27 protein-coding genes are annotated in these 26,239 nt (G+C 72.5%); 7 read left to right on the top strand and 20 right to left on the bottom strand.

Annotation, left to right across the window (positions count from 1 at the left end; translation table 11 throughout):
• Both ABT238_RS27375 and ABT238_RS27370 read left to right on the top strand, forming a co-directional pair.
• On the top strand, nt 1-2,364 hold a 2,364-nt coding region (locus tag ABT238_RS27375; RefSeq protein ID WP_502891467.1), incomplete at its 5' end, for a polarized growth protein Scy-related protein.
• Nucleotides 2,365-2,471: 107 nt separating this feature from the next.
• A complete protein-coding gene (locus ABT238_RS27370) occupies nt 2,472-3,401 on the top strand; it encodes a coiled-coil domain-containing protein (protein WP_350562554.1) in 930 nt (309 codons plus the stop codon).
• A 66-nt stretch (nt 3,402-3,467) separates the two neighbouring features.
• Here the strand turns inward: ABT238_RS27370 and ABT238_RS27365 are convergent, their stop codons facing one another.
• Together ABT238_RS27365 and ABT238_RS27360 are read right to left on the bottom strand one after the other, a co-directional pair.
• Nucleotides 3,468-3,788, bottom strand: coding sequence for a hypothetical protein (locus ABT238_RS27365; protein ID WP_350562556.1), 321 nt, complete (start codon nt 3,786-3,788; stop codon nt 3,468-3,470).
• Nucleotides 3,785-4,582 (bottom strand): alpha/beta fold hydrolase, encoded by a 798-nt coding sequence (locus ABT238_RS27360; RefSeq protein WP_350562558.1) that lies wholly within the window; start codon nt 4,580-4,582, stop codon nt 3,785-3,787. The genes ABT238_RS27365 and ABT238_RS27360 overlap by 4 nt, the downstream gene beginning before the upstream one ends.
• Nucleotides 4,583-4,675: 93 nt before the next feature.
• On the opposite strand from ABT238_RS27360, the gene ABT238_RS27355 reads away from it, so the two are divergent.
• Both ABT238_RS27355 and ABT238_RS27350 read left to right on the top strand, forming a co-directional pair.
• A complete protein-coding gene (locus tag ABT238_RS27355; RefSeq protein WP_350795189.1) occupies nt 4,676-5,680 on the top strand; it encodes an ABC transporter ATP-binding protein in 1,005 nt (334 codons plus the stop codon).
• A gap of 1 nt (nt 5,681) precedes the next feature.
• Nucleotides 5,682-6,446 (top strand): ABC transporter permease subunit, encoded by a 765-nt coding sequence (locus ABT238_RS27350; RefSeq protein ID WP_350562563.1) that lies wholly within the window; start codon nt 5,682-5,684, stop codon nt 6,444-6,446.
• An 11-nt stretch (nt 6,447-6,457) separates the two neighbouring features.
• Here the strand turns inward: ABT238_RS27350 and ABT238_RS27345 are convergent, their stop codons facing one another.
• Complete coding sequence (locus tag ABT238_RS27345) at nt 6,458-6,781, bottom strand: Rv1322 family protein (protein ID WP_350562565.1); 324 nt, start codon at nt 6,779-6,781, stop codon at nt 6,458-6,460.
• Between the two features lie 226 nt (nt 6,782-7,007).
• Between ABT238_RS27345 and ABT238_RS27340 the strand changes: the two genes are divergently transcribed.
• Nucleotides 7,008-8,276: an LLM class flavin-dependent oxidoreductase gene (locus ABT238_RS27340; protein WP_350562567.1), complete on the top strand. Its 1,269-nt coding sequence runs from the start codon at nt 7,008-7,010 to the stop codon at nt 8,274-8,276.
• A gap of 18 nt (nt 8,277-8,294) precedes the next feature.
• On the opposite strand, the gene ABT238_RS27335 is transcribed toward ABT238_RS27340, so the two are convergent.
• Entirely contained in the window at nt 8,295-8,687 is a 393-nt protein-coding gene (locus ABT238_RS27335) for an SCO5389 family protein (protein ID WP_350562569.1), read from the bottom strand.
• Nucleotides 8,688-9,197: 510 nt separating this feature from the next.
• Here ABT238_RS27335 and nucS point away from each other — a divergent pair.
• Nucleotides 9,198-9,857 (top strand): endonuclease NucS, encoded by a 660-nt coding sequence (gene nucS / locus ABT238_RS27330; protein WP_350562571.1) that lies wholly within the window; start codon nt 9,198-9,200, stop codon nt 9,855-9,857.
• A gap of 4 nt (nt 9,858-9,861) precedes the next feature.
• Here nucS and ABT238_RS27325 read toward each other — a convergent pair whose 3' ends face one another.
• The 5 genes from ABT238_RS27325 to ABT238_RS27305 form a co-directional block, all read right to left on the bottom strand.
• Nucleotides 9,862-12,285: an ATP-binding protein gene (locus ABT238_RS27325; RefSeq protein WP_350795158.1), complete on the bottom strand. Its 2,424-nt coding sequence runs from the start codon at nt 12,283-12,285 to the stop codon at nt 9,862-9,864.
• A 214-nt stretch (nt 12,286-12,499) separates the two neighbouring features.
• Nucleotides 12,500-12,832 (bottom strand): STAS domain-containing protein, encoded by a 333-nt coding sequence (locus ABT238_RS27320; protein ID WP_350562575.1) that lies wholly within the window; start codon nt 12,830-12,832, stop codon nt 12,500-12,502.
• Nucleotides 12,833-13,243: 411 nt separating this feature from the next.
• Nucleotides 13,244-14,113 carry a 3-hydroxyacyl-CoA dehydrogenase family protein gene (locus tag ABT238_RS27315; RefSeq protein ID WP_350562577.1) on the bottom strand — a complete coding sequence of 290 codons (870 nt, stop codon included), beginning with the start codon at nt 14,111-14,113 and terminating at the stop codon, nt 13,244-13,246.
• A gap of 179 nt (nt 14,114-14,292) precedes the next feature.
• Nucleotides 14,293-14,943 carry a response regulator gene (locus ABT238_RS27310; RefSeq protein WP_350562579.1) on the bottom strand — a complete coding sequence of 217 codons (651 nt, stop codon included), beginning with the start codon at nt 14,941-14,943 and terminating at the stop codon, nt 14,293-14,295.
• Nucleotides 14,940-16,151 (bottom strand): sensor histidine kinase, encoded by a 1,212-nt coding sequence (locus tag ABT238_RS27305; protein ID WP_350562581.1) that lies wholly within the window; start codon nt 16,149-16,151, stop codon nt 14,940-14,942. Before ABT238_RS27305 ends, ABT238_RS27310 begins: the two co-directional genes overlap by 4 nt.
• A gap of 154 nt (nt 16,152-16,305) precedes the next feature.
• Between ABT238_RS27305 and ABT238_RS27300 the strand changes: the two genes are divergently transcribed.
• Complete coding sequence (locus ABT238_RS27300) at nt 16,306-16,899, top strand: hypothetical protein (protein ID WP_350562583.1); 594 nt, start codon at nt 16,306-16,308, stop codon at nt 16,897-16,899.
• A 43-nt stretch (nt 16,900-16,942) separates the two neighbouring features.
• On the opposite strand, the gene ABT238_RS27295 is transcribed toward ABT238_RS27300, so the two are convergent.
• From ABT238_RS27295 to ABT238_RS27245, 11 genes are all read right to left on the bottom strand, one after another.
• On the bottom strand, nt 16,943-17,533 hold the full coding sequence (locus tag ABT238_RS27295; RefSeq protein ID WP_350795123.1) for a cob(I)yrinic acid a,c-diamide adenosyltransferase: 591 nt from the start codon (nt 17,531-17,533) through the stop codon (nt 16,943-16,945).
• 41 nt (nt 17,534-17,574) lie between these two features.
• On the bottom strand, nt 17,575-18,075 hold the full coding sequence (locus tag ABT238_RS27290; protein WP_344324216.1) for a DUF2550 domain-containing protein: 501 nt from the start codon (nt 18,073-18,075) through the stop codon (nt 17,575-17,577).
• Between the two features lie 145 nt (nt 18,076-18,220).
• The gene (locus ABT238_RS27285; RefSeq protein ID WP_350562587.1) at nt 18,221-18,604 is read right to left on the bottom strand and encodes a F0F1 ATP synthase subunit epsilon; all 384 of its coding nucleotides are present in this window, start codon (nt 18,602-18,604) and stop codon (nt 18,221-18,223) included.
• 185 nt (nt 18,605-18,789) lie between these two features.
• Nucleotides 18,790-20,235, bottom strand: coding sequence for a F0F1 ATP synthase subunit beta (gene atpD, locus ABT238_RS27280; RefSeq protein WP_350562589.1), 1,446 nt, complete (start codon nt 20,233-20,235; stop codon nt 18,790-18,792).
• Nucleotides 20,236-20,237: 2 nt separating this feature from the next.
• Nucleotides 20,238-21,152 carry a F0F1 ATP synthase subunit gamma gene (locus tag ABT238_RS27275; protein ID WP_350795097.1) on the bottom strand — a complete coding sequence of 305 codons (915 nt, stop codon included), beginning with the start codon at nt 21,150-21,152 and terminating at the stop codon, nt 20,238-20,240.
• Nucleotides 21,153-21,184: 32 nt separating this feature from the next.
• Nucleotides 21,185-22,759, bottom strand: coding sequence for a F0F1 ATP synthase subunit alpha (gene atpA, locus ABT238_RS27270; RefSeq protein ID WP_350562593.1), 1,575 nt, complete (start codon nt 22,757-22,759; stop codon nt 21,185-21,187).
• A 154-nt stretch (nt 22,760-22,913) separates the two neighbouring features.
• Nucleotides 22,914-23,729, bottom strand: a complete 816-nt coding sequence (locus ABT238_RS27265; RefSeq protein ID WP_350562595.1) for a F0F1 ATP synthase subunit delta — start codon at nt 23,727-23,729, stop codon at nt 22,914-22,916.
• Entirely contained in the window at nt 23,726-24,286 is a 561-nt protein-coding gene (locus ABT238_RS27260) for a F0F1 ATP synthase subunit B (protein ID WP_350562597.1), read from the bottom strand. Before ABT238_RS27260 ends, ABT238_RS27265 begins: the two co-directional genes overlap by 4 nt.
• A gap of 33 nt (nt 24,287-24,319) precedes the next feature.
• Entirely contained in the window at nt 24,320-24,562 is a 243-nt protein-coding gene (atpE, locus tag ABT238_RS27255) for an ATP synthase F0 subunit C (protein WP_350553043.1), read from the bottom strand.
• A gap of 92 nt (nt 24,563-24,654) precedes the next feature.
• On the bottom strand, nt 24,655-25,467 hold the full coding sequence (gene atpB / locus ABT238_RS27250; RefSeq protein WP_350562599.1) for a F0F1 ATP synthase subunit A: 813 nt from the start codon (nt 25,465-25,467) through the stop codon (nt 24,655-24,657).
• 285 nt (nt 25,468-25,752) lie between these two features.
• Nucleotides 25,753-26,196 (bottom strand): Cg1360 family ATP-synthase-associated protein, encoded by a 444-nt coding sequence (locus ABT238_RS27245; RefSeq protein WP_350562601.1) that lies wholly within the window; start codon nt 26,194-26,196, stop codon nt 25,753-25,755.
• Nucleotides 26,197-26,239 lie beyond the last annotated feature (43 nt).

The raw sequence follows: 26,239 nt of genomic DNA, 5'->3' as shown, positions 1-26,239 counted from the left end.
GCCGCCACCGAACTCACCGAACGCACCGCCGCCGAGGCCGCCGCCGTCCGCGAGGCCGCCGACACCCACGCCGAACACGTCCGCACCGAAGCCGAAGCGGCCGCCAAGGAACTCACCGAACGCACCGCCGCCGAGACGGCCCGCCTGCAGGCCGAGGCCGAACGCGCGCTGGAAGCCGCCGAGACCGCCGCCGAACAGCGCCGCGCCGAGGCCGAGACCGCCGCCACCGAACTCACCGAACGCACCGCCGCCGAGGCCGCCGCCGTCCGCGAGGCCGCCGACACCCACGCCGAACACGTCCGCACCGAAGCCGAGACGGCGGCCAAGGAACTCACCGAACGCACCGCCGCCGAGGCCGCCGCCGTCCGCGAGGCCGCCGAGACGGCCGCCGAGCGGCGCCGCACCGAGGCCGAGACCGCCGCCAAGGAGCTGCGCGAGCGGGGCGCCGCCGAGCTGGCGCTCGCCGAGGAGCAGGCCGAGACGGTCCGCGCCGAGGCCGGCCGCGAGCTGTCCGAGGCGCGCGCCACCGCCGCCGCCATCCGCACCGAGGCCGGCGAGGAGCTGGAGCGGGCCCGGCGCGACGGCGAGCAGCTCATCGAGGCCGGCCGGACCGAGGCCGCCGCCCTGGTCGAGGCCGCCGAGGAGGAGGCCGCCGAGGTCCGCCAGTCGGTGGCCGGGCTGCACGAGACCGCCTCCCAGCAGATCGCCGAGCTGCGGGCCGCCGCCGAGCAGGAGGCCGAGGAGCTGCGCGAGCAGGCCGAACGGGCCGCCGCCGAGGTGCGCGACACCGCCGACCGGGAGACCACCGAGCTGCGGGCGCTGGCCGACCGGGAGACCGCCGAGCTGCGCGCCGGCACCGAACAGGACGTGGCACGGCTGCGCGAGAGCGCCGAGCGGGAGACCGCCGACCTGCGCGCCCGGACCGCCGCCGAGACGACCGCGCTGCGCGAGCAGACCGAACTGGAGCTGGCCGCCGACCGCGAGGCCGCCGAGGCCGAGCTGGCCCGTCAGCGCGCCGAGGCGCAGGCCTACGACGAGCAGCTGCGCGCCGAGGCCGAGGACACCCTGCGCGCCGCCCAGGAGGCCGCCGAGCACCAGCGCGCCGAGGCCGAGGAGCTGGCCGCCCGGACGGTGGCCGCCGGCGAGGAGCGGGCCGCCGCGACCGTCGCCGAGGCGGAGGACTTCGCCGCCGCGCTGCGCGCCGAGGCCGAGGAGTACGCGCTCGCCACCCGCACCCTCGCCGACGAGTACGACAGGGCCACCCACGGCCGCGCCGACGCCTACGACGCCGAGGTCCGCGAGGCCGCCGAGCAGTTCGACAAGGCCACCCGCGAGCGGGCCAAGTCCGTGCTGGAGAAGGCCTTCGCCGACGCCGAGGCGCTCGGCGAGGACGCCCGGACCACCGCGCTGGCCACCACCGCCGCCGCCGAGGAGCAGGCGGACGCGATGGTCGCCGCCGCCCGCAAGGAGGCCGACCGGCTGGTCGCCGGCGGCGAGGCCGCCGGGCAGGAGGCCGTCGAGAAGGGCCGGGCCGACGCCGACGCGCTGCTCTCCGAGGCCCGCCGGGACGCCACCGCGATCCGCGAGCGCGCCGAGGAGCTGCGCGAGCGCACCGACGCCGAGGTGGAGGCCCTGCACGAGCGCGCCCGCAAGGAGAACGCACAGGCCATGAAGTCGGCCGGCGAGCGGGTGGACGCGCTGGTGACGGCCGCCCAGGAGCAGCTGACCGAGGCCGAGGAGCAGGCGGTGGCCACCGTCGCCGAGGCCGAGGACCGGGCGGCGGCGCTGGTCGCGGCCGCCGAGGACCGGGCCAACGAGCTGACCTCGGAGGCGTCCGCCGAGGCCAGCAAGGTCCGCCTCTCGGCCGTCCGCAAGGCGGAGGGCCTGCTGAAGGAGGCCGAGACCAAGCTCTCCGGCTCCACCGACCGCGCCGAGGCGCTGATCATCAAGGCCGAGGCCAAGCTGAAGTCCGCTCAGGACGAGGCGGAGGAGCGGCTGGAGTCGGCCTCGGCCGAGGCCGAGAAGCGGTTGCGGGCCGCCGACCGGGCCGCCGACGAGCAGATCGAACTGGCGAAGGCGGAGGCCGAGCGGCTGCTCGCCGAGGCACGGGCCGAGGCGGAGCGGGCCACCGACGAGGGCCGGCGCGAGCTGGACGAACTGGTGCGCCGCCGCAAGGACATCAACACCGAGATCTCCAGGGTGCAGGACGTGCTGTCCGCGCTGGAGGCCTTCGAGGCGCCGTCACCGGTCGCACAGACCAACGGGGGAAGCAGCAGCAAGAAGGACGGGGGTGCCAAGGCTGGTGCCGGAATTGGCTCTCCCCGGTCGGGCGGCAATCGCTCCAAGAGCGCACCACCCGATTGAGCGGACATTGTCCGCGGGACAACGGCGTTTCGTCGCCGACACTCCGGTACCGTGTCAGGATTCCCTCAACCACCTCAGCGGTTTGACGACAGGAAGCCCAGAACCCCATGAGCGACAGTCACTCCCCTCACGGCTTCGACCTGGTGCGCCGTGGGTACGAGCGCGCCCAGGTCGACGAGCGGATCACCAAGCTGGTGGCCGACCGTGACAGTGCCTTGACCCGGATCAGCGCCCTCGAGAAGCGTATCGAGGAGCTCCACCTGGAGACCCAGACCGCCCAGGCGGCGGTCGCCGAGTCCGAGCCGTCGTACGCCGGTCTCGGCGCCCGGGTCGAGAAGATCCTGCGGCTCGCCGAGGAGGAGGCCAAGGACCTGCGCGAGGAGGCGCACCGCGCCGCCGAGCAGCACCGCGAGCTCGCCGAGGCGGCCGCCCAGCAGGTCCGCACCGAGGCCGAGAACTACGCCAAGGACCGCAAGGCCAAGGCGGAGGACGAGGGTCTGCGGATCGTCGACAAGGCCAAGAGCGACTCCGCCCAGCTGCGCGCCGAGGCCAACAAGGACGCCCAGAACAAGCGCGAGGAGGCGGACGCCCTCTTCGAGGAGACCCGCACCAAGGCCGCCCAGGCCGCGCTGGAGTTCGAGACCAACCTGGCCAAGCGCCGCGAGCAGTCCGAGCGCGACCTGGCCGCCCGTCAGGCCAAGGCCGAGAAGCGGCTGGCCGAGATCGAGCACCGCGCCGAGCAGCTGCGCCTGGAGGCCGAGAAGCTGCGCACCGACGCCGAGCGCCGCGCCCGCCAGACCGTCGAGACGGCCCAGCGCCAGTCCGAGGACATCGTGGCCGACGCCAACGCCAAGGCCGACCGCATCCGCAGCGAATCCGAGCGCGAGCTGGCGGCGCTCACCAACCGCCGCGACAGCATCAACGCCCAGCTGACCAACGTCCGCGAGATGCTGGCGACGCTGACCGGCGCGGCCGTGGCCGCCGCCTCGCTGCCGAACGACGACACCATGGGCGTGCCCGCCCAGCAGTCGCGCTGACGCGGCCCGCAGGCCCCGACGGCCCCCGCCCTCCCCGGGCGGGGGCCGTCCGCTCTCCGCGGTCCTCTAGCGCGGGTAGGCGCCGTCCGGGCGCTGGTGCCCGCAGCTCAGCTGGTTGCCCTCGTCGTCCGAGACCGTCCCGAACCACGAGGTGCACCAGACCGACACCGAGTCCGGCCAGTACTGCACCTCGAAGGGGTGCCCGGGGCCGTAGTCCCCGTACGAGGTGACGATGAACGTCTCCCCCGGGCGCATCCAGTAGTCCTCGCCCAGCGGCTCCAGGGTCAGTTCGAGCAGCCCCTCGCCCCGGTTGGTCACCGGCATCCGGCCGGTCACCTCCAGCGCGGAGAAGTCCCAGCCGCCGGTCTCCGCCTGCTCCTCCCTCATCCCGCCGCCACCCGCTCCAGCAGCCGCAGCACCACCGCGTCGAACGCCTCCGGCGCCTCGATCGCGCTCAGGTGGCCCACCCCGGGGAGCACCGTCAGTTCCGCGTCCGGCAGCGCCCGCACCATCCGCTCCGCCTCGTCGAGCGGCATCAACGCGTCGTCCGCGCCCGCCACCACGGCCGCCGGCACCCGCAGCCCGGCCAGCACGTCGAGGCGCTCCGGGCGGGCCGCCATGGCCCGCTGGGCCCAGGCGACGGCGGCCGGCGGGGCGGCGGCGATCATCTCCCGCACCCGGTCGGCCAGGTGCTGCGACTCGGGGCCGAGCTGACCGTTCGCCATCCGCTCGTCCAGCAGCAGCCGGACGCTGTCGCGGGCCAGCACGGCGGAGGCGATCCGCTCCCGGTTCGCCCTGGCGGCCTCCGGGTCGGCGGTGGCCTTGGTGTTGGCCAGCAGCAGGCCGGCCAGCCGGTCCGGGTGCCGCTCGGCGAAGGCCATCGCCACGTAGCCGCCCATGGAGATCCCGCCGAGCACCGCCCGGTCGATCCCGGCGGTGTCCAGCAGCCGGGCGAGGTCGTCCGCGACGGTCTCCAGCGCGGGCTCCTCCGGGCCGAGCCCGGTGCCGCCGAAGCCGCGCTGGTCGGGGGCGATCACCCGGGCCCGGTCCCCGGCCCGGCCGGGCAGCTCGCGCAGTTGGGCGGACCACATGGCGGCGTTGAGCGGAAAGGCGTGCAGCAGCACGAGGGGTGTTCCGGTGCCGCTCTCGCGGAACGACACTGCGGAGGGGAGCTGGGTCATGGGGCCACCGTATGCCGGTGCGCCCGGCGGGCCCACTCAGCGGGCCGCCTTGTCCGCTATGTCATAGCCTGACGGAGAGTGAGGGAGAGCTCCATGATCGAGTTGCACGACCTGACCAAACGTTACGGCAAGACCCTGGCCGTGGACCGGCTGAGCTTCAAGGTCCCGCAGGGGGTGGTCACCGGCTTCCTCGGGCCCAACGGCGCCGGCAAGTCCACCACCATGCGCATGATCCTCGACCTGGACCGCCCGACCGGCGGCCGGGTCACCATCGACGGCAGGAGGTACGGACAGCTCAGCGAACCGCTCAAGTACATCGGAGCGCTACTGGAGGCCAAGGCCGTCCACCCCGGCCGCACCGCCCGCGACCACCTGCTCTGGCTCGCCCAGAGCAACCGCATCCCCGAGCGACGGGTGGACGAGGTGCTCGCCCTGGTCGGCCTCACCCCGGTCGCCCGCAGACGCGCCCGCGGCTTCTCCCTCGGCATGGGCCAGCGCCTGGGCATCGCCAGCGCGCTGCTCGGCGACCCGGAGATCGTCATGTTCGACGAACCGGTCAACGGCCTCGACCCGGAGGGCATCCTCTGGATCCGCAACCTCATGAAGCGCCTCGCCTCCGAGGGCCGCACGGTCTTCGTCTCCTCCCACCTGATGAGCGAGATGGCCGTCACCGCCGACCACCTGGTGGTCATCGGCAGGGGCCGGCTGCTCGCCGACCTGCCGATGGCCGAGTTCATCCGCCGCAACTCCCGCTCCGCCGTGCGGCTGCGCAGCCCGCAGCCCGAGCGGCTGCTCGACGCTCTGGCCAGCGCCGGACTGCGGCACGAACCCGGTCCGGAGGGCTCCTACGAGGTGGTCGACGGCGACCTCGCCGCGCTCGGCGAGCTGGCCGCCGCGAACGGCGTGGTGCTGCACGAGCTGAGCCCGCAGCAGGCCTCGCTGGAGGAGGCGTTCATGCAGATGACGGCCGACGCGGTGGAGTACCACGCCGGCGACGGGCCGCGCCAGGACGCGGCCGGCGCGCCCCGCGCCTGGGGCGCCGACTGGCGGAACGACCGGGCCGCACAGCCGGCCCCCCGCGGCACGGAGGAGAACTGAGATGGCGTCCTTCCCCGCGATCCTGCGCTCCGAGTGGACCAAGATCCGCAGCGTCCGCTCGACGGTCTGGACCCTCGCGCTGACCTTCGTGGTCACCCTCGGCGTCGGCGCCCTGCTGTCGCTGCTCACCAACAACAACTTCGAGGAGTTCCGGAGCGACACCTCCCCGTTCGACGCCACCGGCACCTCCTTCGCCGGCATCATGCTCGGCGAACTGGCCATCATCGTCTTCGGCGTGCTGGCGATCGGCAACGAGTACAGCAGCGGGATGATCCGGGTCACCCTGGCCGCCGTCCCGCAGCGCGGCACCCTGCTGACCGGCAAGGCCGTGGTGCTCGGCGGGCTCGCCCTCGCCGTCTCGCTGGTGACGGCCTTCCTCACCTTCTTCACCGGCCAGGCGCTGCTCGGCGAGCACTCCACCTCACTGGGGGAACCGCACGTGCTGCGCGCGGTGTTCGGCGCCGCGCTCTACCTCACGATGCTCTGCCTCTTCTCGGCCGGCGTCACCGCGATGCTGCACAACCAGACCCTGGCGCTGGGTGTGCTGGTGCCGTTCTTCTTCCTGCTCTCGCCGATCCTCTCGGCGGTGCCGGGTGCCAAGACCGTCGCCCACTACTTCCCCGACTACGCCGGCTCCCGGATGCTGCTGGTCTACGAGCAGCAGGACCAGCCGTACGGGCCGTGGGCGGGCTTCGTCATCTGCCTGGCCTGGACACTGGCCGCGCTGGTCGGCGGGGCGATGGTGCTGAAGAAGCGCGACGCCTGAGCGCCGGCGGGTCAGTACCGGGGAGCGCCGCGGCCGCGGAGCAGGTTCGAGGCCCGGCGCTCCCGAGCGCCCCAGCAGGCCCGGTGCCAGTGCCGGCGGTCGTCCACCCCCGCGCCGTGCATCGGCCAGGCCACCACGTGGCCCACGCCGGGCGGGATCTCCTGGTCGCAGCCCGGGCAGCGGTAGTACCGGCCGGCCGTTCCGGCGACCGTCTGCACCACCCAGTCCTCGCCCCGGTAGTTCTCGGTCCGGCGCAGCGAGCCGCCGAGCGGCGCGGCCGGCTCGGCCGGGTCGCGGTCGGCGGCGCTCTTGATCCGGTTGCGTCGGGGCGACACGGCGGCTACCTCTCTACGGGGTGCGGGAACCGTTCCAGCCTACGGCCGGGCGCCACCCGGCCGGGCCACTATCACGGCATCGGAGGATGATCGGGTGTTTCCTGGGAGATCCACCCGTTTCTCCGGGAAATTGGTGCTCCGGCGTGCCATTGGCACATGACATCGGCTACTCACGAGGGGACAGGCGGGGCCCGCAGACCCTGCGCGCACCCGAGGAGGCCTCAGAATGACCAGAACCAGCGCCCGCGCCGAGACCCGCCGGCCCGTCGGGGTCCGCCCGCCGGCCGGCACGCCGCTACCGGCGATCCAGCGCGCCGGCACCGCCACCGCGGACACCGCACCGGTCCGGGTGGGCGCGTTCCTGCTCTCCGCGCAGTTCCCCGGCCAGACGCACGGGGAGGCACTGGACCGCACGGTGCGCGCCGCCGTCGCGGCCGAGCGGGCGGGACTGGACAGCGTCTGGCTGGCCGAGCACCACTTCGTCCCGTACGGGGTCTGCCCGAACGCCGCCACACTGGCCGCGCTGCTGCTCGGCCGGACCAGGCGGATCGGCGTCGGCACGGCGGTCAGCGTGCTCTCCACCGCGCACCCGGTGGCCCTCGGCGAACAGGCCGCGCTGCTCCACCTCACCTCCGGCGGACGCTTCACGCTCGGAGTGGGCCGCGGCGGCCCGTGGATCGACCTGGACGTGTTCGGCGGCGGCGTGGACGCCTTCGAGGGGGGCTTCCCGGAGCGGCTCGACCTGCTGCTGCGCTGGCTGCGCGGCTCCCGGGTGGGCGCGGCCGGGCCGCAGTTCAGCTTCCCCGAGGTGGCCGTGGTCCCCCGGGCCACCGAACCGCCCCGCCGTCCCGACCTCGGCGCCTGGCTGGGCCTCGACGACCGGACCGGGGTGCTGCGCTTCCCCCGTCAGCGCCAGGACGCCGACGGCCCCGCCGACGAGCAGCTCACCACCGCCGGGCGCCCGCCGGCCGGACCACCGGTGGTGGTCGCCTGCACCTCGCCCGACGGGGTCCGCACCGCCGCCGAACGCGGCCTGCCGATGCTGCTCGGCATGCACTCCGGCGACGACGACAAGCTGCGGATGCTGGAGCTGTATCGTTCCGCCTGGCTGGCGGCCGGACGCGGCGAGGAGCAGCTGCGCCGGGTCGGCCTCCAGCACGTCGCGGCCGGGGTGGCCCAGGTCGACGACCGCACCTCGGCGGCCCGGGCCACCCTGCTGCGCGCGATGCCCGGCTGGTTCGAGTTCGGGCTCGGCGCGCACCGCACGGTGGACGGCCGGGAGCGCAAGATGCGCGACCCGCGCCAGTACACCGAACTGCTCTGCGACCTGCACGCCGTCGGGACGCCCAGGCAGTGCGCGGACCGGCTGCTGGCCACCGCCGAACGGACCGGCATCCGCCGGTTCGCCCTGCTCGCCGAGGGCAGCGGCGACCGGGAGGCGACCTTGCACAACATCGGCCGGCTCGGCTCCGAGGTGCTGCCGCAGCTGAGCTGACCCCCGCCGGGCGATCCTTCAGCAGTCGCGGAGTTCGTCGGACTGGTTGAGCAGCTGTTCGCGGACCGAGGTGAAGCGCTCGTAGCGCCTCTTGTTGGCGGAGGACGGCCGGAACACCGCCACCCGGTGACAGTTCTGGAAGGCCAGCTGGACACCGAAGTGCCGCTCCAGGGCACCCCGGATGGCGTTGCTGGCGAGTGCCCGCAGGAGCTGGCCTCGGGCCTGCTCGCTGGGCGGCGGTACCTGGTTGTCGGCGAAGTCGGTGCCGTCGACCTCCGTCTGGGCGACCAGCGAGCTGATCAGGTCCCAGGCGTAGGGCAGGGAGACGCGGACGCAGTCGACGAACTCCCGCTCGTCGACCTCGTCCCGCTCGGCCTTCTCCAGCAGGGCCGGTGAGACGTCGAGCGACATGGGTTCTCCTCTCGCGGTCCACCCGCGCGGCGCCCGGGTGGTGATGCGTGGTCCAAGTCCAAGCTGAGGGTGAGGGTGGGGACGCGTACGTGTCCGGAACACCGTCGGACGGGTGTGACGCCGCCGGACGGCCGTGTTGCCGGCACCGCGCCGACGCGGGGGCGCCGCCGGCCCGTCGAGGGACTGGGCCGGGGGCGTCGGCCGCTCAGAACAGCGTGGCAGTCAACGACGAGCCAGGCCGGTGATTCCTGCGGATTGCTCCGGGAATGCGCCCGGGTGCACCACATTGGCCTGATCCTGTCGGATCGTTCATCTGAAGTCTCCATCCCCGTTGACAGCACTCCCGCAAGCAATCCGTCACACACCGTAGCGGCCTATGGTGGTGGCCGCCAGGGTGCCGACAGGCATTCGCGGGTTCGCAGGGCATCCATGGTGGCGGGGTTCGCGGATTCTTCACCCGGTCGTCGTGGAATCGCATCAACTGGCCCCGGTGGGCTAGCGTGGTCGACCGTGCGTCTCGTAATTGCCCGCTGCTCAGTCGACTATGCCGGTCGGCTCTCCGCCCATCTGCCCTCCGCCACCAGGCTCATCCTGGTCAAGGCCGACGGCAGCGTCAGCATCCACGCCGACGACCGCGCCTACAAGCCGCTCAACTGGATGTCCCCGCCGTGCGTCCTCAAGGAGGCCGACGGGGTCTGGACAGTGGAGAACAAGGCCGGCGAGAAGCTCATCATCACGCTGGAGGAGGTGCTGCACGACTCCTCGCACGAGCTCGGCGTGGATCCCGGCCTGATCAAGGACGGCGTGGAGGCCCACCTCCAGGAGCTGCTCGCGGACCGGATGGAGGTGCTCGGCGCCGGCTGGTCGCTGATCCGCCGCGAGTACCCGACCGCGATCGGCCCGGTGGACATCCTGTGCCGCGACGCGGACGGCACGACGATCGCCGTCGAGATCAAGCGGCGCGGCGAGATCGACGGCGTCGAGCAGCTCACCCGGTACCTGGAGCTGCTCAACCGCGACCCGCTGCTGGCACCGGTGAAGGGCGTCTTCGCCGCGCAGGAGATCAAGCCGCAGGCGCGGGTGCTGGCCACCGACCGCGGCATCGGCTGCGTGGTCCTGGACTACGACGGGCTGCGCGGCATCGACGACGACAAGCTGAAGCTGTTCTGAGCGGTCAGCTGCCGCTGGGCGACGGGGACGTCGCGGACGCCGTCGGGCTCGCCGAGTCCGGCGGCGTCGTCGTCGGCGCGGGCGTGCCGGGCTGCGTGGGCGCCGGGGTCGTCGGGGCCGTCGTGGCGGGGGGCGGACTGGTCTCGCCGGTCGGCTGACCCCCGCTGCCGGTGCTCCCGCCGGGCTGCGTCCCACCGCCACCCGTACTGCCGCCCGTCCCGCCCGTGCCGCCGCCCGACCCGCCCGCCGTACCACCGCCCGTGCCCCCCGCCGGGGGCTGGGGCGGGTTCGGGGCCGAGGGCTGCGCGGGGGCGGCCGTGGTGCTCTCCCCCGGGCTCGGCGAGCGGCTCGGCCGCTTCGAGGCCGAGGCCGACGGCGAGCCGGAGGGGGTCCGCGAGGCCGTGGCGCCGCCGCTCGGCGCGCTCTCGTCCTCCGGGGCCTCCGAGGCCTGCGCGGTGCCCCCGTCCGAGGGCCCCTCGGCGGGCGGCACGGCCGACGAGGACGGGGCGAACGGCGAGGACGCCGAGGGCCGCGGCGAGCCGGAGCGCGGCGAGGTGCCCGCGCCGGGCAGGACGGAACCGTCGTCGCTGCTGCTGTGCGGGTCGTTGCCCTTCCCGTCCCCGGCCACGGTCATGCCGACCGCCGTACCGAGCACGCCCAGCGCCAGGACCGCCGCCGAGGCCGCGATCGCGGCGCGCCTGCTCCCGAACCCCAGCGGCACCCGGGCGACGGCCCGCAGCCCGGGGCGGCGGACCGGCGCCGCCTTGGCCGGCGCGGCCGGCGGCAGCTGCCGTCCCTCGGCGCGCAGCAGGTCGAGCATCCGGCGCGCCCCGGCCGTCCCGCGCGGCTCGCCGAGCGCGCCGCGCAGTGCCAGCGCGGCCTCCAACTCGGCTCCGGCCCGGCCGGGTTCGTGCGCGCACACGGCGTACACGCCCAACTCGTGGTGGAACCAGGCCTCGTCGGCCCGGGCACCGGTCCGCCGGGCGGCCTCCAGGCCGAGCCGCAGGGCGCGCTCCCAGGCGCCCCAGCGCAGCGCCAGGGCCAGCGCGGGGGCCGCCGCCCGGGCCAGCCGCAGCACCGCGTCGTGCCGTCCGGCGGCCCGGTCGGCGAGCAGCACGCCGATCACCACCTCGGCCTCGGCGGCGATCTGCGGCAGCGAGACCGAGGAGTGGCCGACCCACCAGGCGAAGTGCTGGGCGGCGCCGTCCGTGATGCCGCGGGCCGGCCAGTGCGGGACGAGCAGTTCCAGCGCCCCGGCGGTGAGCCGGTGGTGGCCGCCGATCGAGACGGCGAGCCCGGCGTCGGTGAGTTCGGCGAGCGCGCTCTCGCCCTGGCCGACGTCGATCAGCGCGGGCAGGTGCGGGGCGGTGGGGCACTCGCCGCCGAGTGCCACGGCCAGCCGCAGCACGGTCTGCGCGGTCTCGCTCAGCCCCTCGGCGAGCCGGACGGCGGGCAGGGTGGACTCGGCGACCGAGGGCAGCGGCACGGTGTCGCGCCACGCCGCCTCGCGGACCGCCGGGTCGGGGTGGCGGGCGGGCTCCTCGACCGCGCCGAAGACGTCCATCCGGTCCTCCTCCGCGGCGACCAGCGCGTCCACCGCGACGTCGCGCTGGCGCAGCAGCGCGGCGGCCTGGACGAAGCGCAGCGGCAGGCCCTCGGACTCGAACCAGAGGTCCACCGCCCAGGCCTTCTCGGCGGCGTCCAGGGGCCGCCCGGCCAGCCGGGCGGCGAGCGCCAGGCAGGCGGGCCGGGAGAGGCCGGCGACCAGGTGGTCCTGGAGCCGGGAGTCCGCCGGGAGCAGCGGGCCGTCGGGGGCGCCGGAGATCAGGAAGGCGCAGTCGGGGGCGGCGCCGAGCATCGCCTCCAGTTCGGCGCCGACCGGCGCGACCTCGTCGATGACGACGATCGCGCCGACCCGGGCGAGGTGGTCGACGAGCTGACCGGGATCGGGCCGGTAGCCGGGGGCGTGGTGGGTGGCCGCGAAGAGGTCCTGGAGCAGGTCGGCGGCGGTGCGGCGGTGGCCGCAGAGCCGGACCACGCCGCCGGGCGCGAGGCCGCCGGCCGCCTCGGCGACGGCGGACAGCAGGGCGCTGCGGCCGGAGCCGGCCTGGCCGACCAGGCGTATGGACCGGCCTTCGGCGAGCAGTTCGAGCAGTTGGGCGATGTCGGCCTCGCGGTCGAACAGCGGCAGGTCGGCGGGCCCGGCGCCGAGGGCGAGCGGGCCGACCTGGCGGCCGGCGTCGCCGGCCGGGCCGCGGGCGGGCGCGCCGGGGTCGGTACGGCGGGGCCGGGGGCGCCACTCCTCGGGGCAGGGCCGCACCTCGGAGCCCTCGGGGCCGCCGACGGTCACCAGCAGTCCCCCGGAGACCAGTTCACCGCTCCGGGTGCGCACGGACTCCTGCCGGAAGTCACCGGTTGGCTGTGCCACGTTCTGCTCCGCCCCACGCTCGCGCCGTCAACCCGTACCGGCCGCCGCCCCGGCAAGGCCGGGCCGTGCGGGCCGTGTCCTGACGCCAGACTCTCGCACATCCGCCCCCGCCCGCGCAGCGTCCTCCCGCCGCCGTGGTGCGGCGGTTCGGGGCCCGCGGGGGTGCGGGCGGGGTCCGTCGGGCCCCGGGAGGGGCAGGAGCGGGCCGGAGGGGTCAGAGGGCGGGAAGAGTGGCGCCTCGGGGGTCGGCGGTGGCGCCCTCGACGGCGAGGATGCGGTGCAGCCGGGTGGCCACCAGCAGGCGCTGGAGCTGGGCGGGGACGGAGCGCAGCACCAGGCGGCGGCCGATCCGGCCGGCCCGGCGGTGGGTGCCCATGATCACGCCCAGGCCGGTGGCGTCCCAGAACTCCAGCCGGGCAAGGTCGAGGACGAGGTCGCCGAGCCCGCCGTCGACGGCCTGGTGCAGCAGGGCCCGCGCGTCGGCGGCGGTGCGCACGTCGAGGCGGCCTTCGATGGCCAGCGCCGCGTGGTCGCCGGTGATGCGCATGCTCTCCTCCTCCGCGGGGCGGGCCTGGGGTACGGGTGTGTGCGGGTGTACGGGCGGGTGGTGTGCGGGTGTCGGCGGGTGCGGGTGTCGCCGGTCTCGGGCCGGAGGAGGGGCGGTGGCGAACCGGGCGCCGGGCGGGCCCCGCGGCCCCACGCGCCGGCCCCGGCCGGAATGCCGGGTTCCCCGTCATCCATCTGACGGCGAGCCGGCCCCCTGGGTTGCTGGTTGTGGCCGGATCTGAAGCAACTTCACTCTTCCGAGGGAATATACGCAGGAACTCTCCACACCTACGCTCGATTACCGCCCAAATCACCCGTCTGCGGCACCGGCGTGAGGAAACTCACCCGCCCCTGGCAGGGCGGGCCGGGTGGCCCGTCCTGCCCGGCTGCTCGGCTGCTCAGCCGCGCGGGGTCACTTGCCCGGGTGCGGGTAGAAGCCGCGGCCGCTCTTGCGGCCGAGGTCACCGGCGGTGACCATGCGCGCCATGATCTCCGGGGCGGCGAACTTCTCGTCCTGGGTCTCGTTGTAGATGTTCCGCGCGGCGTGCAGCAGGATGTCCACGCCGGTCAGGTCGGCGGTCTCCAGCGGTCCCATCGGGTGGCCGAAGCCGAGGCGGCAGGCGGTGTCGATGTCCTCGGCGGTGGCGACGCCCGACTCGTAGAGCTTGGCGGCCTCGACGACCAGCGCGGTGATCAGGCGGGTGGTGACGAAGCCGGCCACGTCGCGGTTGACCACCACGACCTCCTTGCCGACGCCCTCGGCGAAGGCCCGGGCGGCGGCCAGCGTCTCGTCGCTGGTCTTGTAGCCGCGGACCAGCTCGACCAGCTTCATCAGCGGCACCGGCGAGAAGAAGTGCACGCCGACGACCGACTCGGGGCGCGAGGTCGCGGCGGCGATCCGGGTGATCGGGATGGCGGAGGTGTTGGAGGCGAGCACCGCGCCGTCCTTGGCGAGCTTGTCGAGCTCCTTGAAGACGCCCTCCTTGACGTCCAGCTGCTCGAAGACGGCCTCGACCACGATGTCGGCCTCGGCGACCGCGCCCAGGTCGGTGGTGGTGGTGATCCGGCCGAGCGCCGCCTCGGCGTCCTCGGCGGTGAGCCTGCCCTTGGAGACGAACTTGTCGTAGGAGGCGCGGATGCCGTCGAGGCCGCGCCGCAGCGCCTCCTCGGTCACGTCGCGCAGGACCACGGGGTGCCCGGCCTGGGCGGAGACCTGGGCGATGCCGGCGCCCATCAGGCCGGCACCGATCACGGCGATCTGCTTGCTGGACGCACTGCTCATGGCTGGGTCTCCCGATGCCGTCGCCGCCCGGATGGGCGGGCCCTGAAGGCGGCTCAAGGCAGGGGTCACCCGCCGAGCCGCATCGCTCATGGGCCGGACTTTAGTCCCCGGACGCCGCCCGTGGTGCCATCCGGAGGTGTGATCTGCGACCGACCTGATCACCTGAGCAAATCGGTCGATCAGATCATCAGACCGAGATCCTGGGCGAGGATCGCCGCCTGCACCCGGCTGCGCAGCCGCAGCTTCGCCAGGATCCGGCTGACGTGCGTCTTGGTGGTCGCCTCCGCCATCGCCAGCCGCGCGGCGATCTCACCGTTCGACAGGCCGGCGCCGATGCAGGCCAGCACCTCCCGCTCGCGCGGCGTCAGCCCGTCCACCGCCGCCCGCACCTCGGGGCCCACCGTCCGGTCCGGGCGGGCGAAGGTGCCGATCAGCCGCCGGGTCACCGAGGGCGCCAGCATGCCGTCCCCGCGCGCCACCGTGCGGATGCCCTCGACCAGGGCGTCCGCCTCCAGGTCCTTCAGCAGGAAGCCCGCCGCCCCGGCCCGCAGCGCGCCGTAGACGTACTCGTCCAGGTCGAAGGTGGTCAGCACCAGGACCTGCGCCGCCCCGGCCGCCACCACCTGGCGGGTCGCCGAGACGCCGTCCAGCCGCGGCATCTGCACGTCCATCAGGACGACGTCCGGCCGCAGCTCCAGCGCCAGCCGGACGGCCTCCTCGCCGTCCGCCGCCTGCCCGACCACCTCCAGGTCGGGCTCCGCCCGCAGGATCATCACCAGCGCCGCCCGGACCGCCGCCTGGTCCTCCGCGACCAGCACCCGGATCGTCATGCCCGTCCCGTTCCTTCCTCCGTCGACAGCGTCCGCGGCAGCATCGCGCGCACGCTCCACCTGCCGTCCCGCGGCCCCGCCTCGAAGCTGCCGCCCAGCAGCGAGGCCCGCTCCGCCATGCCGACCAGTCCGGCCCGCGCACCCGGCAGCGCCTGCCCCGCCCCCACCCGGAACGGGCTGTCCACGGCGATCCGCAGCTCCTCGGGCCGGAAGTCCAGCACCACCCGCACCTCCCCCGGGCCGGCGTGCTTGAGCGCGTTGGTCAGCGACTCCTGCACGATCCGGTACGCGGCCAGTTCCACCGGCACCGGCAGCGCGCCCCGTTCACCGCGCTCGGCCAGCTCGAAGCCCAGCCCGACGTCCCGCCCGGCCGCCCGCGCCTTGGCGAGCAGCGCGTCCACCGCCGCCAGGTCCGGCGCGGCGTACGACGCGTCGGCCTCGCCGCCGCCGCTGTCGCGCAGCAGCCCGATGATGCGTCGCATTTCGGCCAATCCCTGGACGCTGTTCTCCCGGATCACCCCGAGCACCTCCACCACCGGGTCGTCCGCGGGCCGGCGCTGACGGCGCGCCATCGACTGCGCACCGGTCGCGTGGATCGCGATCGCCGACAGGTGGTTGGCCACCACGTCGTGCAACTCGCGGGCCATCCGGGCCCGTTCGGCGACGACCGCCTCGCGCCGGTCCATCTCCGAGAGCAGCGCGGTCTGCTCCGCCCGCAGCCGCTGGGTCTCCGCCTCCTGCCGGTGCTTGCGCACGATGTCGGCGGTCCACAGCGGGCCGAGGAAGACCAGGGTGGTGACCACCGCCACCGTGACCGCCGTGCCCGGCTCGCTGTAGACGAAGGTCAGGGTGGTCAGCACCAGCACCGAGGTGGTGCCGCTGAGGTGGAGGATCGGCGACATCCGGCGGGGGCCGTACACCACCGCCGCGTAGAGCAGGTCGGTGTACATGATGGTGGTCGCCAGCAGGGCACCGGAGAAGATGCTCCCGGTGAAGACCAGTCCGCCGAGGACCGCGATCAGGATCGGTCTGGTCCGCCGCAACAGCTCCAGGCCCGCCATCGCGAACAGGGCGGGCAGCACCTGCCAGCGCGGGATGGCCGAGGAGTGGTCGTACACCTGGAAGGCGATCAGCAGCAGCCCGCCGAGCAGGCCGGCGAGCGCGATGCCCGCGTCGACCTGCCGTGGGGTGGGTGTCGGTCTGCGCACGCCCCCATCAGATCATCCCGGCCCGCCGCCCGGCTCGGGTGCCGGGAGGAGTCCGGGTACATCGAAAGGTGCACCCCGGACCCGTCCCCGGCGACGACGCGCGCGCGAGGGTGCTCCGGGAGTCTGGAGGCATCACCGAGCGCCGGAGCAGACCATGATCGTCACACTCATCCTCTCCGCCGAGGTCGCCTTCTGGGTGGTCCTCGCCCTGGGCCTGGCCACCCGCTACCTGCTGCGGTGGCGCGCGGTCAGCACCGTCCTGCTGGTCGGGCTGCCCGTGATCGACCTCGTGCTCTTCCTCCTCACCCTGTTCGACCTGCGCGGCGGCGCCACCGCCTCCTGGACGCACGCGCTCGCCGCGAGCTACCTGGGCTTCTCGATCGGCTACGGCCCGTCCGTGGTCCGCTGGGCCGACGCCCGCTTCCTGCACCGCTTCGCCGGCGGGCCGAAGCCGCTGCCGGCGCCCAAGTACGGCGCCGGGCGGAGCCGCTACGAATGGCAGATCTGCCTGCGCACCCTGGTCTCTGCGGCGATCACGATCACCCTGATCACCGCGCTGAAGCTGCTCACGGACGCCCCCGGGAGCGAGGTGTTCGACCAGTGGTACTGGAAGCTGGGCATCGCCGCGGTGGTGAACACGGCGATCGCCGTCAGCTACACGCTCTGGCCCAAGCAGCCCCCGGCCGGCGCGATCGTCGAGGACGGCCGGATCACCGGCTGGAAGATCCCCGAGCGGTCGGACCGCTGAGCGGCCGGACCGCCGAGCCGCCGAGCCGCTGGAATGCCAGGGCTCAGCGGTTCTCCCCCGGCACCCAGAGCACGTCGCCGCGCTCCTTGTTGGCCGAGCGGGCCAGGATGAACAGCAGGTCGGACAGCCGGTTGAGGTACTTGGCGGTCAGCGGGTTGACGGTGTCCCCGTGCGTGTCGATCGCCGCCCAGGTCGCCCGCTCGGCCCGGCGCACCACGGTGCAGGCCAGGTGCAGGTACGCGGCGCCCGGGGTGCCGCCGGGGAGGATGAAGCTGCGGAGCTTCTCCAGCGTCTCCAGGTAGTGGTCGCAGTCCGTCTCCAGCCTGTCGACGTAGGACTGCAGGACCCGCAGCGGCGGGGCCGCCCTGGAATGGGACGAGGGCGGGTTCTCGGCCACCGGCGTGGCCAGGTCGGCGCCGACGTCGAAGAGGTCGTTCTGCACCCGGGTCAGCACGGTGACGACGTCCTCGGGCAGTGCGCCGGCCGCGATCGCCACGCCGATCGCGGCGTTGGCCTCGTTGGTGTCCGCGTACGCGACCAGCCGCGGGTCGGTCTTGGTCGTGCGGCTCATGTCGCCCAGCGCGGTGGTGCCGTCGTCGCCGGTGCGGGTGTAGATGCGCGTCAGATTGACCATGCGGCCAGCCTAGCCGGGCGGGTCGCCCCCCGTTGCCCCGGTCAGGCGACGTTGACCCTCTGCCCGGGCGGGGCCGCCTCCAGCCAGGCGAGGAAGCCGGTGAGCGCGTCCTCGCTCATCGCCAGCTCCAGCGGGGCGCCGTTGTGCAGGCAGCGCAGCACCACCGAACCGGAGAGCAGGGCCAGCTCCTCCTGCCCCTCCGGGTAGCGCCGGCCGAGCACCTCGATCTCCCGGCGCGGCAGCACCTTGCGCGGACGCGGGGCGTACGAGAACACCCGGAACCACTCGATGGAGTCCCCGCTGTACCGGCCGATACCAAAAACCCACCCCTTGCCGTCGGTCTGCGGGACCGGGGCCGGGGTGGGTTGGCCGTTCTCGTCGAGGTCGGGCTGCGTCGAGGCGTCGGCCGGCATTTTGAGCCGGTAGCTGCAGTCGAACGTGCCACCGACCCGCTGGATCACACGGCGGCGTACCGCGAACGCGACCAGCCCGATCACACCGAGCGCCACGACCGCCGCACACACCACAAGGGCGAGGACCATGCTCACCTACCTCCTCGCTACCCGCGTTCCCCGTGTCGGTCGTCCCGGCGACCGCGTACCTACCAACTGAGACGACAGTCCCGGGGTCACGCTCACGCGTCCCCGGGACCGTCGGTCGACCCCGCTCGGGCGGGGTCCGGCACACTCAGGCGTGGGCCTTGTGGCCGCGCGCCGCGAACAGCCGGACCTCGGCGCGCCGCTCGGCGTGCGCGTCCAGGTCGGACTTGGCCTTGTCCAGTGCGCGCTCGGCGCGCGCGACGTCGATCTCGTCCGCCAGCTCGGCGATCTCCGCGAGCAGAGACAGCTTGTTGTCGGCGAAGGAGATGAAGCCGCCGTGCACCGCGGCGATCACGGTGTTGCCGTCCGTGGTGCGGATGGTGACCGGACCGGTCTCCAGCACGCTCAGCACCGGGGTGTGACCCGGCATGATGCCGGTGTCACCGGAGGCCGTACGGGCGACGACGATGGTGGCCGCACCGGACCACACCTTGCGGTCGGCTGCGACCAGCTCGACGTGCAGCTCAGCCAACGTGGGCTCCTAGGCTCATGCAACGCCCGATTACTCGGGAGTTTCGGTAAGAATAACGGGCCCGCGCCCCCGGCATGAAACCGGCGGCACGGATTTGACCGGAATCACAGCCGATGCGACGCGAGGGGTGGGTCCCAGGGTTGGGGCCCACCCCTCACGATCACGCTCGGCTGCTACCGGCCGGACTACTTCTTGGCCAGCTCGGCGGCGTTCTTCTCGAGGTCCTCGATGCCACCGCACATGAAGAAGGCCTGCTCCGGGACGGAGTCGTACTTGCCGTCCGCGATCGCGTTGAAGGCCTCGATGGTCTCCGACAGCGGCACGGTCGAACCCTCGACACCGGTGAACTGCTTCGCCACGTAGGTGTTCTGCGAGAGGAAGCGCTCGATGCGGCGGGCACGGTGGACCGTGACCTTGTCCTCCTCGGACAGCTCGTCGATACCGAGGATCGCGATGATGTCCTGGAGGTCCTTGTACTTCTGCAGGATCCCCTTGATACGGATGGCCGTGTCGTAGTGGGTCTGCGCGATGTACCGCGGGTCGAGGATGCGGGACGTGGAGTCCAGCGGGTCGACGGCCGGGTAGATGCCCTTCTCCGAGATCGGACGCGACAGAACGGTGGTCGCGTCCAGGTGGGCGAAGGTGGTGGCCGGCGCCGGGTCGGTCAGGTCGTCCGCGGGGACGTAGATCGCCTGCATCGAGGTGATCGAGTGACCGCGGGTCGAGGTGATGCGCTCCTGCAGGAGGCCCATCTCGTCGGCCAGGTTCGGCTGGTAACCCACCGCGGAGGGCATACGGCCGAGCAGGGTCGACACCTCGGAACCGGCCTGGGTGAACCGGAAGATGTTGTCGATGAAGAGGAGCACGTCCTGCTTCTCGACGTCACGGAAGTACTCCGCCATGGTCAGCGCGGAGAGCGCGACGCGCAGACGGGTGCCCGGCGGCTCGTCCATCTGGCCGAAGACCAGCGCGGTCTTGTCCAGAACGCCCGAGTCGACCATCTCGTCGATGAGGTCGTTGCCCTCACGGGTGCGCTCGCCGACGCCGGCGAACACCGACACACCACCGAAGTTCTCGGCGACGCGGTAGATCATCTCCTGGATCAGAACGGTCTTGCCGACACCGGCACCACCGAACAGACCGATCTTGCCACCGGTGACGTACGGGGTGAGCAGGTCGATGACCTTGATGCCCGTCTCGAACATCTCGGTCTTGGACTCGAGGTCCTTGAACTCCGGGGCCTTGCGGTGGATCGGCCAGCGGACCTGGACCTGCGACTCGAACTCGTCCTTGTCGACGTTCAGCACGTCGCCGAGGGCGTTGAAGACCTTGCCCTTGGTGATCTGGCCGACCGGCACCGAGATGGCGGCACCGGTGTCGGTGACCTGCGAACCGCGGACCAGGCCGTCGGTCGGCTGCATCGAGATGCCGCGGACCATGCCGTCGCCGAGGTGCTGGGCGACCTCGAGGGTCAGGGTCTTCTTGCCCGAGCCGTCGGGGTTGTCCACCTCGACGTGCAGGGCGTTGAACATGTCCGGGATCGCGTCGACGGGGAACTCCACGTCGACGACCGGGCCGATGACCCGCGCGACGCGGCCCGTCGCCGTGGTCGGCTCAACAGTGGTGGTCATACTCATTCGCTCCCCGCGCTAGCGTCGGCCAGGGCGTTCGCGCCACCGACGATCTCGCTGATTTCCTGGGTGATCTCGGCCTGACGGGCCGAGTTGGCAAGCCGCGTGAGCGACTTGATGAGCTCGCCGGCGTTGTCCGTCGCGCTCTTCATGGCGCGGCGGCGGGCGGCGTGCTCGGAGGCGGCCGACTGCAGCAGCGCGTTGTAGATCCGGCTCTCGACGTAGCGCGGCAGGAGCGCGTCCAGGACGCCCTCCGCCGACGGCTCGAAGTCGTACAGCGGGAAGATCTCCGCCTTGGCCGACGTCTGGTCGCTGAGCTGGACCTCGTCCAGCTTCAGCGGCAGCAGCCGGGCCTCGACCGCGTTCTGCGTCAGCATGGACACGAACTCGGTCGAGATCAGGTGCAGCTCGTCCACACCGCCGGTCTCCGCCGTGAAGGCCTCGATCAGCTCGGCCGCCACCGTCTTCGCGTCCCCGTAGGTCGGCTTGTCGGAGAAGCCCGTCCACGAGTCCGCGACCTTGAGGTTGCGGAAGCCGTAGTACGAGACGCCCTTGCGGCCGACGATGTACGTCACCACGTCCTTGCCCTCGGTGCGCAGGCGCTCGGTGAGCGTCAGCGCGGCCTTGATGGCGTTGGTCGAGTAGCCGCCCGCCAGACCGCGGTCCGCCGTGACCAGCAGGACCGCGGCGCGCGAGGCGCTCGGGTTCTCGGTGGTGAGCGGGTGCTTGGCGTTGGACCGGGTGGCCACCGCCGTCACCGCCCGGGTGAGCTCATCGGCGTACGGAGTGGAGGCGGCCACCGCGCGCTGCGCCTTGACGATGCGCGACGCGGAGATCATCTCCATCGCCTTGGTGATCTTCTTCGTCGCGGTGACAGAGCGGATCCGGCGCTTGTAGACCCGAAGCTGTGCTCCCATGGGTCGTTACGTCCTTTCCCTCGCTACCGGACTCAGGCCTGCTCGGAGAGCAGCTTGCCGTCAGCGGTCTGGTAACCCGCCTTGAAGGACTCGATGGCCTTCGTCAGCGCGTCGACGGTGCCGTCGGCCAGCAGGCCGGTCTCGACGATGCCGGCGAGCAGGTCCTTGTGCTGCAGGCGGACGTAGTCCAGGAACTCGCGCTCGAAGCGGCGGATCTCGGCGACCGGGACGTCGTCCAGCTTGCCGTTGGTGCCGGCCCAGATGGAGACGACCTGCTCCTCGACCGGGAACGGCTGGTACTGGCCCTGCTTCAGCAGCTCGACCATGCGCGCACCGCGCTCCAGCTGGGCCTTGGAGGCCGCGTCCAGGTCGGAACCGAAGGCGGCGAAGGCCTCGAGCTCACGGTACTGGGCGAGGTCCAGACGCAGACGGCCGGCGACCGAGCGCATGGCCTTGATCTGGGCGGAGCCACCGACGCGGGAGACCGAGATACCGACGTTCACGGCCGGGCGGATGCCGGCGTTGAACAGGTCGGACTCCAGGAAGCACTGGCCGTCGGTGATGGAGATGACGTTGGTCGGGATGTACGCCGAGACGTCGTTGGCCTTGGTCTCGATGATCGGCAGACCGGTCATCGAGCCGCCGCCCAGGGCGTCGTTCAGCTTGGCGCAGCGCTCCAGCAGGCGGGAGTGCAGGTAGAAGACGTCACCCGGGTAGGCCTCGCGGCCCGGCGGGCGGCGCAGCAGCAGGGAGACGGAGCGGTAGGCCTCGGCCTGCTTCGACAGGTCGTCGAAGATGATCAGGACGTGCTTGCCGTCGTACATCCACTCCTGGCCGATGGCCGAGCCGGTGTACGGGGCGAGGTACTTGAAGCCGGCCGGGTCGGAGGCGGGAGCGGCCACGATGGTGGTGTACTCCAGCGCGCCGGCCTCCTCCAGGGCGCCGCGCACGGACGCGATGGTGGAGCCCTTCTGGCCCACGGCGACGTAGATGCAGCGGACCTGCTTCTCCGGGTCGCCCGAGCGCCAGTTGTCGCGCTGGTTGATGATCGTGTCGACGGCCACCGCGGTCTTGCCGGTCTGGCGGTCACCGATGATCAGCTGGCGCTGGCCGCGGCCGATCGGGGTCATCGCGTCGATGGCCTTGATGCCGGTCTGCAGCGGCTGCTTGACCGACTTGCGGGCCATGACGCCCGGAGCCTGGAGCTCCAGGGCGCGGCGGCCGGTCGCGGCGATGTCGCCCAGGCCGTCGATCGGGTTGCCCAGCGGGTCCACGACGCGGCCGAGGTAGCCGTCGCCGACCGGAACGGAGAGGACCTCGCCGGTGCGGCGCACCGTCTGGCCCTCCTCGATGCCGCCGAACTCACCGAGGACGACGACACCGATCTCGCGGGTGTCGAGGTTCAGCGCGAGGCCGAGCGTGCCGTCCTCGAACTTCAGCAGCTCGTTCGCCATGACCGAGGGCAGGCCCTCGACATGGGCGATACCGTCCGCCGCGTCAGTGACCGTGCCGACCTCTTCCACAGAGGCGGCGTCCGGCTGGTACGACTGGACAAAGTCGGCCAGCGCGTCCCGGATCTCCTCCGGACGGATCGTAAGCTCCGCCATCAGGCTTCCCTGCTCTCCTAGTTTGCGATCCTCGGCCCGCCATTGAGGGCCGCAAGTACTCGACTCTCGGCCGGGTCGTATGAACCGGCCGTACGATTTCCCGACTCCGGTGGAGCCGGTTCCCGACCGAGGGTCGGATGTGCTGCTTGGGTGCTCAGCCTTCGAGCGACTGGCGAGCGCCTTCCAGGCGGCTCGACACGGTGCCGTCGATGATCTCGTCACCGATCTGCACCTGGACACCACCGACGACCTCGGGGTCGACGTCGATGTTCAGGTGGACCTGGCGGCCGTACAGCCGGCCGAGGGCACCCGACAGGCGCTCCTTCTGGCTGTCCGACAGCGGAACCGCGGTGGTGACCAGGGCCACCACACGGTCGCGCCGGGCGGCGGCGAGCTTGGAGTAGGACTCCAGCCCCTGCTCCAGGCTACGGCCACGCGGGTTGTTGACCAGGTTGGTGACCAGCCGCACGGTGCCCGCGTGGGCGCGGCCGCCGAGCAGCTTCTTGATCAGGGCCGCCTTGGCGACGGCGCCGGCCTTGGGCTCGGTCAGCGCGGCGCGCAGCTCGTGCGAGCCGCTCACCACCCGGCCGAACCGGAAGAGCTCGTCCTCGACGTCGTCCAGGGCACCGGCCTTGTCGGCGGCGATGACCTCGGCGTACGCGGCCAGCTGCTCCGTGGCGTCGACCAGGTCGCGGGCGCCCGACCAGCGGGACCGGACCAGGCCGGAGACCAGGTCGGCCGTCTCGCCGGAGACCTGGCCGGTCAGCAGCGAGGAGACCAGCTGAGCCTTGTCCTGGCCCGACCGCGACGGGTCGGTCAGAACGCGGCGGAGCGACACCTCACGGTCCAGCAGGGCCGTGACGGCGGTGAGCTCCTCGGCGAGCTTGGCCGCGTCCACCGAGGTGGAGTCGGTCAGGCTCTCCAGGTTCTGCCGCCCGGCGGCGAGCGCCTCGCGGCTGGCGCCGATCACTTGGCCGCACCCTGAGCAACGGCGGCCTTGGCCTCCAGCTCGTCCAGGAAGCGGTCGACGACACCGCTCTGGCGCGCCTGGTCCTCGAGGGACTCACCCACGATGCGGGACGCCAGCTGGGTGGCGAGCGAGCCCACGTCCTGGCGAAGGGCGGCGGTGGCCTGCTTCTTGTCGGCCTCGATCTGGGCGTGGCCGGCGGCGACGATGGCCTCGCGCTGGCGCTGGCCCTCCTCGCGCATCTCGGCGAGCTGGGCGGCGCCCTGCTCGCGAGCCTGCTCGATGATGCGAGCAGCCTCGTGACGCGCCTCGGCGAGCTCGGCACGGTACTGCTCAAGCGTGGCCTGGGCCTCGGCCTGAGCGGCCTCGGCGCGCTCCATGCCGCCCTCGATCGCGTCCCGGCGCTCCGACAGCACCTTCTCGATGCTGGGGAGGAGCTTCTTGCCGAGAATCCCGAAGACGATGAAGAAGCAGAGCAGGCCGATGATGATCTCGGGCCATGCGGGCAGAAGGGGGTTCATGATCTCCCCCTCCTCCGCGAGGTGAGCCGCGATGCTCATATCTGGACCTTCCTCGAAGGGTCTACGCCGGGATTACTTGGGGCCCTGGCCGAAGACGAACGGCATGACGATGCCGATGAGGGCGAGCGCCTCAGTCAGCGCGAAGCCGATGAACATGTTGGCGCGGATCAGGCCCGCGGCCTCGGGCTGGCGGGCCATGGCCTGGACACCGTTACCGAAGATGAGACCGACACCGATGCCGGGGCCGATGGCGGCGAGGCCGTAGCCGATGGAAGCGACGGAACCGTAGACGCCGACCTCAGCGAGCATGCTCATTGCAATGTGTCCTTTGCGGGGATGGTGAACCGGTGGTGATTGGCCACCGGGCGTTCCGGGGGTGGTTCAAGAGGGCCTCGGCGGCCCCTGGCTCAGTGCGCCTCTTCCAGGGCACCGGCGATGTAGCTGCTGGCCAGCATCACGAAGATGTAGGCCTGCAGGAACTGGACCAGCAGCTCGAAGGCGGTCAGACCGACGGCGACGACGAACGAGGCCGAGCCGTACAGCGCGCCCAGGGTCGGGCTGAGCAGGTACCAGGAAGCGATGGAGAACATCACGATCAGCAGGTGGCCGGCGAACATGTTCGCGAAGGCTCGGACCGCGAGCGTGAAGGGGCGCACGAAGATGTTCGAGAAGAACTCGATCGGCACCAGGATGAACATGACCCAGCCGGGGATGCCCGAGGGCCAGCAGAGGTTCTTGAGACCGCCGACAAAGCCGTGCTTCTTGAAGGTCAGCGTCATGTAGGTGATCCACACGATCGCGGCCAGGCCGGCCGGGAACGCGATCGCCGCCGTCACCGGGAACTGGGCGAACGGAATGACCGACATGATGTTCAGCAGCCACACGAAGAAGAACATCGAGACCAGCATCGGGACGTACTTCTCGCCCTTTTTGCCGATCGTCTCCAGCACGATGGAGCGCTTGACGAAGTCGTAGCCGATCTCACCGACCAGCTGCAGCTTGCCGGGGACCAGCCTGGGCTTGGCGAACGCGGCCCAGAAGAACACGACGACCAGCGCTGCGACGATGATCGACAGCAGCATCGGCTTGTTGAACTCGAAGCTGCCGATGGAGAAAATCGGCTCGAACTGGAACTCGTTCAGGCCAGGGGCCGGGAAGCCGCAGCCAGCGTCCCCGAAGTGGCAACTGCCTGAGGCGAGGGACGTGAGTTCAGCACTCACCACGGACTCCTTCGTCGTGACGCATGGTTACGGCAACCTCGGTGTGTCGGCGTGGCCTGCGACCACGGGGCGGCACTGGAACTTGATGGGTTTCTCGCCGACCCCGCGCGGCAGTGCGCTGCACCGAAGCGGGATCATCGAAGACTGCGCGGATCCGGGGGGCGATCGGTCCGCCGTGCGGACAGACCAGGCCTCTTCCCGTACTCCGTTGTTGCGACGGACGATAGCAGCCCGTCAGTGCGGCATAAACACCGCCCCCCTCGTTGGGGGGACAGTGGGGCGTCGTCACTGTTGACGCCCCTTGTCGGACGGCTTCTCGGCCTTCTTTTCAGAGGCTTCGGGGTCGACGTAGAAGGTCTTGGCCTTGAGCGCGCCGCGCACCTGGAACCCGGTCCAGATCAGCGCGCAGCCGAGCAGCGTGAAGGCGAAGGCCTGCCGGTTGAACAGGTCGGTGTCCTTGAAGACCGCGAGGACCACACCCACCAGCAGGATCTGCGTCGTGTACACCAGGAGCGCCGCGGCCATCATGATGTGCGGGTTCGACCTGGTCAGCCGGTCGAGCGCGACCTGGCCGGAGCTGAAGAACGCCATCACCAGCAGCGTTCCGAAGAGGGCACCGAGCGCGGCCTTGCCCCCGGCGACGGCGAAGGAGATCGCGATGGCGATGACTCCGGCGGCCGCAGTGGGGATCGCGGCGCCTCGGAGGATCCGGGCGTCGTTGGACGGCATGTCGGCAACTCCGGCGGCATGTCGATGTGGCGGGGGGACGGGC

This window comes from Kitasatospora sp. NPDC001527, assembly GCF_040298605.1.
Taxonomy (GTDB): Bacteria; Actinomycetota; Actinomycetes; order Streptomycetales; family Streptomycetaceae; genus Kitasatospora.
The sequence above is the reverse complement of the archived record's forward strand: the minus strand, read 5'-3'. Positions and strand labels throughout refer to the sequence as shown.

Excerpts from the sequence above, each read along its gene's own strand:
- ABT238_RS27360 (WP_350562558.1), bottom strand. The coding sequence starts at position 4,582 with ATGACCCAGCTCCCCTCCGCAGTGTCGTTCCGCGAGAGCGGCACCGGA.
- ABT238_RS27260 (WP_350562597.1), bottom strand. The coding sequence starts at position 24,286 with ATGAGCATCGCGGCTCACCTCGCGGAGGAGGGGGAGATCATGAACCCC.
- ABT238_RS27355 (WP_350795189.1), top strand. The coding sequence starts at position 4,676 with ATGATCGAGTTGCACGACCTGACCAAACGTTACGGCAAGACCCTGGCC.
- ABT238_RS27370 (WP_350562554.1), top strand. The coding sequence starts at position 2,472 with ATGAGCGACAGTCACTCCCCTCACGGCTTCGACCTGGTGCGCCGTGGG.
- ABT238_RS27350 (WP_350562563.1), top strand. The coding sequence starts at position 5,682 with ATGGCGTCCTTCCCCGCGATCCTGCGCTCCGAGTGGACCAAGATCCGC.
- ABT238_RS27245 (WP_350562601.1), bottom strand. The coding sequence starts at position 26,196 with ATGCCGTCCAACGACGCCCGGATCCTCCGAGGCGCCGCGATCCCCACT.
- ABT238_RS27310 (WP_350562579.1), bottom strand. The coding sequence starts at position 14,943 with ATGACGATCCGGGTGCTGGTCGCGGAGGACCAGGCGGCGGTCCGGGCG.
- ABT238_RS27320 (WP_350562575.1), bottom strand. The coding sequence starts at position 12,832 with ATGCGCATCACCGGCGACCACGCGGCGCTGGCCATCGAAGGCCGCCTC.
- ABT238_RS27300 (WP_350562583.1), top strand. The coding sequence starts at position 16,306 with ATGATCGTCACACTCATCCTCTCCGCCGAGGTCGCCTTCTGGGTGGTC.
- ABT238_RS27275 (WP_350795097.1), bottom strand. The coding sequence starts at position 21,152 with ATGGGAGCACAGCTTCGGGTCTACAAGCGCCGGATCCGCTCTGTCACC.
- atpA (WP_350562593.1), bottom strand. The coding sequence starts at position 22,759 with ATGGCGGAGCTTACGATCCGTCCGGAGGAGATCCGGGACGCGCTGGCC.
- ABT238_RS27335 (WP_350562569.1), bottom strand. The coding sequence starts at position 8,687 with ATGTCGCTCGACGTCTCACCGGCCCTGCTGGAGAAGGCCGAGCGGGAC.
- atpE (WP_350553043.1), bottom strand. The coding sequence starts at position 24,562 with ATGAGCATGCTCGCTGAGGTCGGCGTCTACGGTTCCGTCGCTTCCATC.
- ABT238_RS27365 (WP_350562556.1), bottom strand. The coding sequence starts at position 3,788 with ATGAGGGAGGAGCAGGCGGAGACCGGCGGCTGGGACTTCTCCGCGCTG.
- ABT238_RS27295 (WP_350795123.1), bottom strand. The coding sequence starts at position 17,533 with ATGGTCAATCTGACGCGCATCTACACCCGCACCGGCGACGACGGCACC.
- atpD (WP_350562589.1), bottom strand. The coding sequence starts at position 20,235 with ATGACCACCACTGTTGAGCCGACCACGGCGACGGGCCGCGTCGCGCGG.
- ABT238_RS27340 (WP_350562567.1), top strand. The coding sequence starts at position 7,008 with ATGACCAGAACCAGCGCCCGCGCCGAGACCCGCCGGCCCGTCGGGGTC.
- ABT238_RS27290 (WP_344324216.1), bottom strand. The coding sequence starts at position 18,075 with ATGGTCCTCGCCCTTGTGGTGTGTGCGGCGGTCGTGGCGCTCGGTGTG.
- ABT238_RS27315 (WP_350562577.1), bottom strand. The coding sequence starts at position 14,113 with ATGAGCAGTGCGTCCAGCAAGCAGATCGCCGTGATCGGTGCCGGCCTG.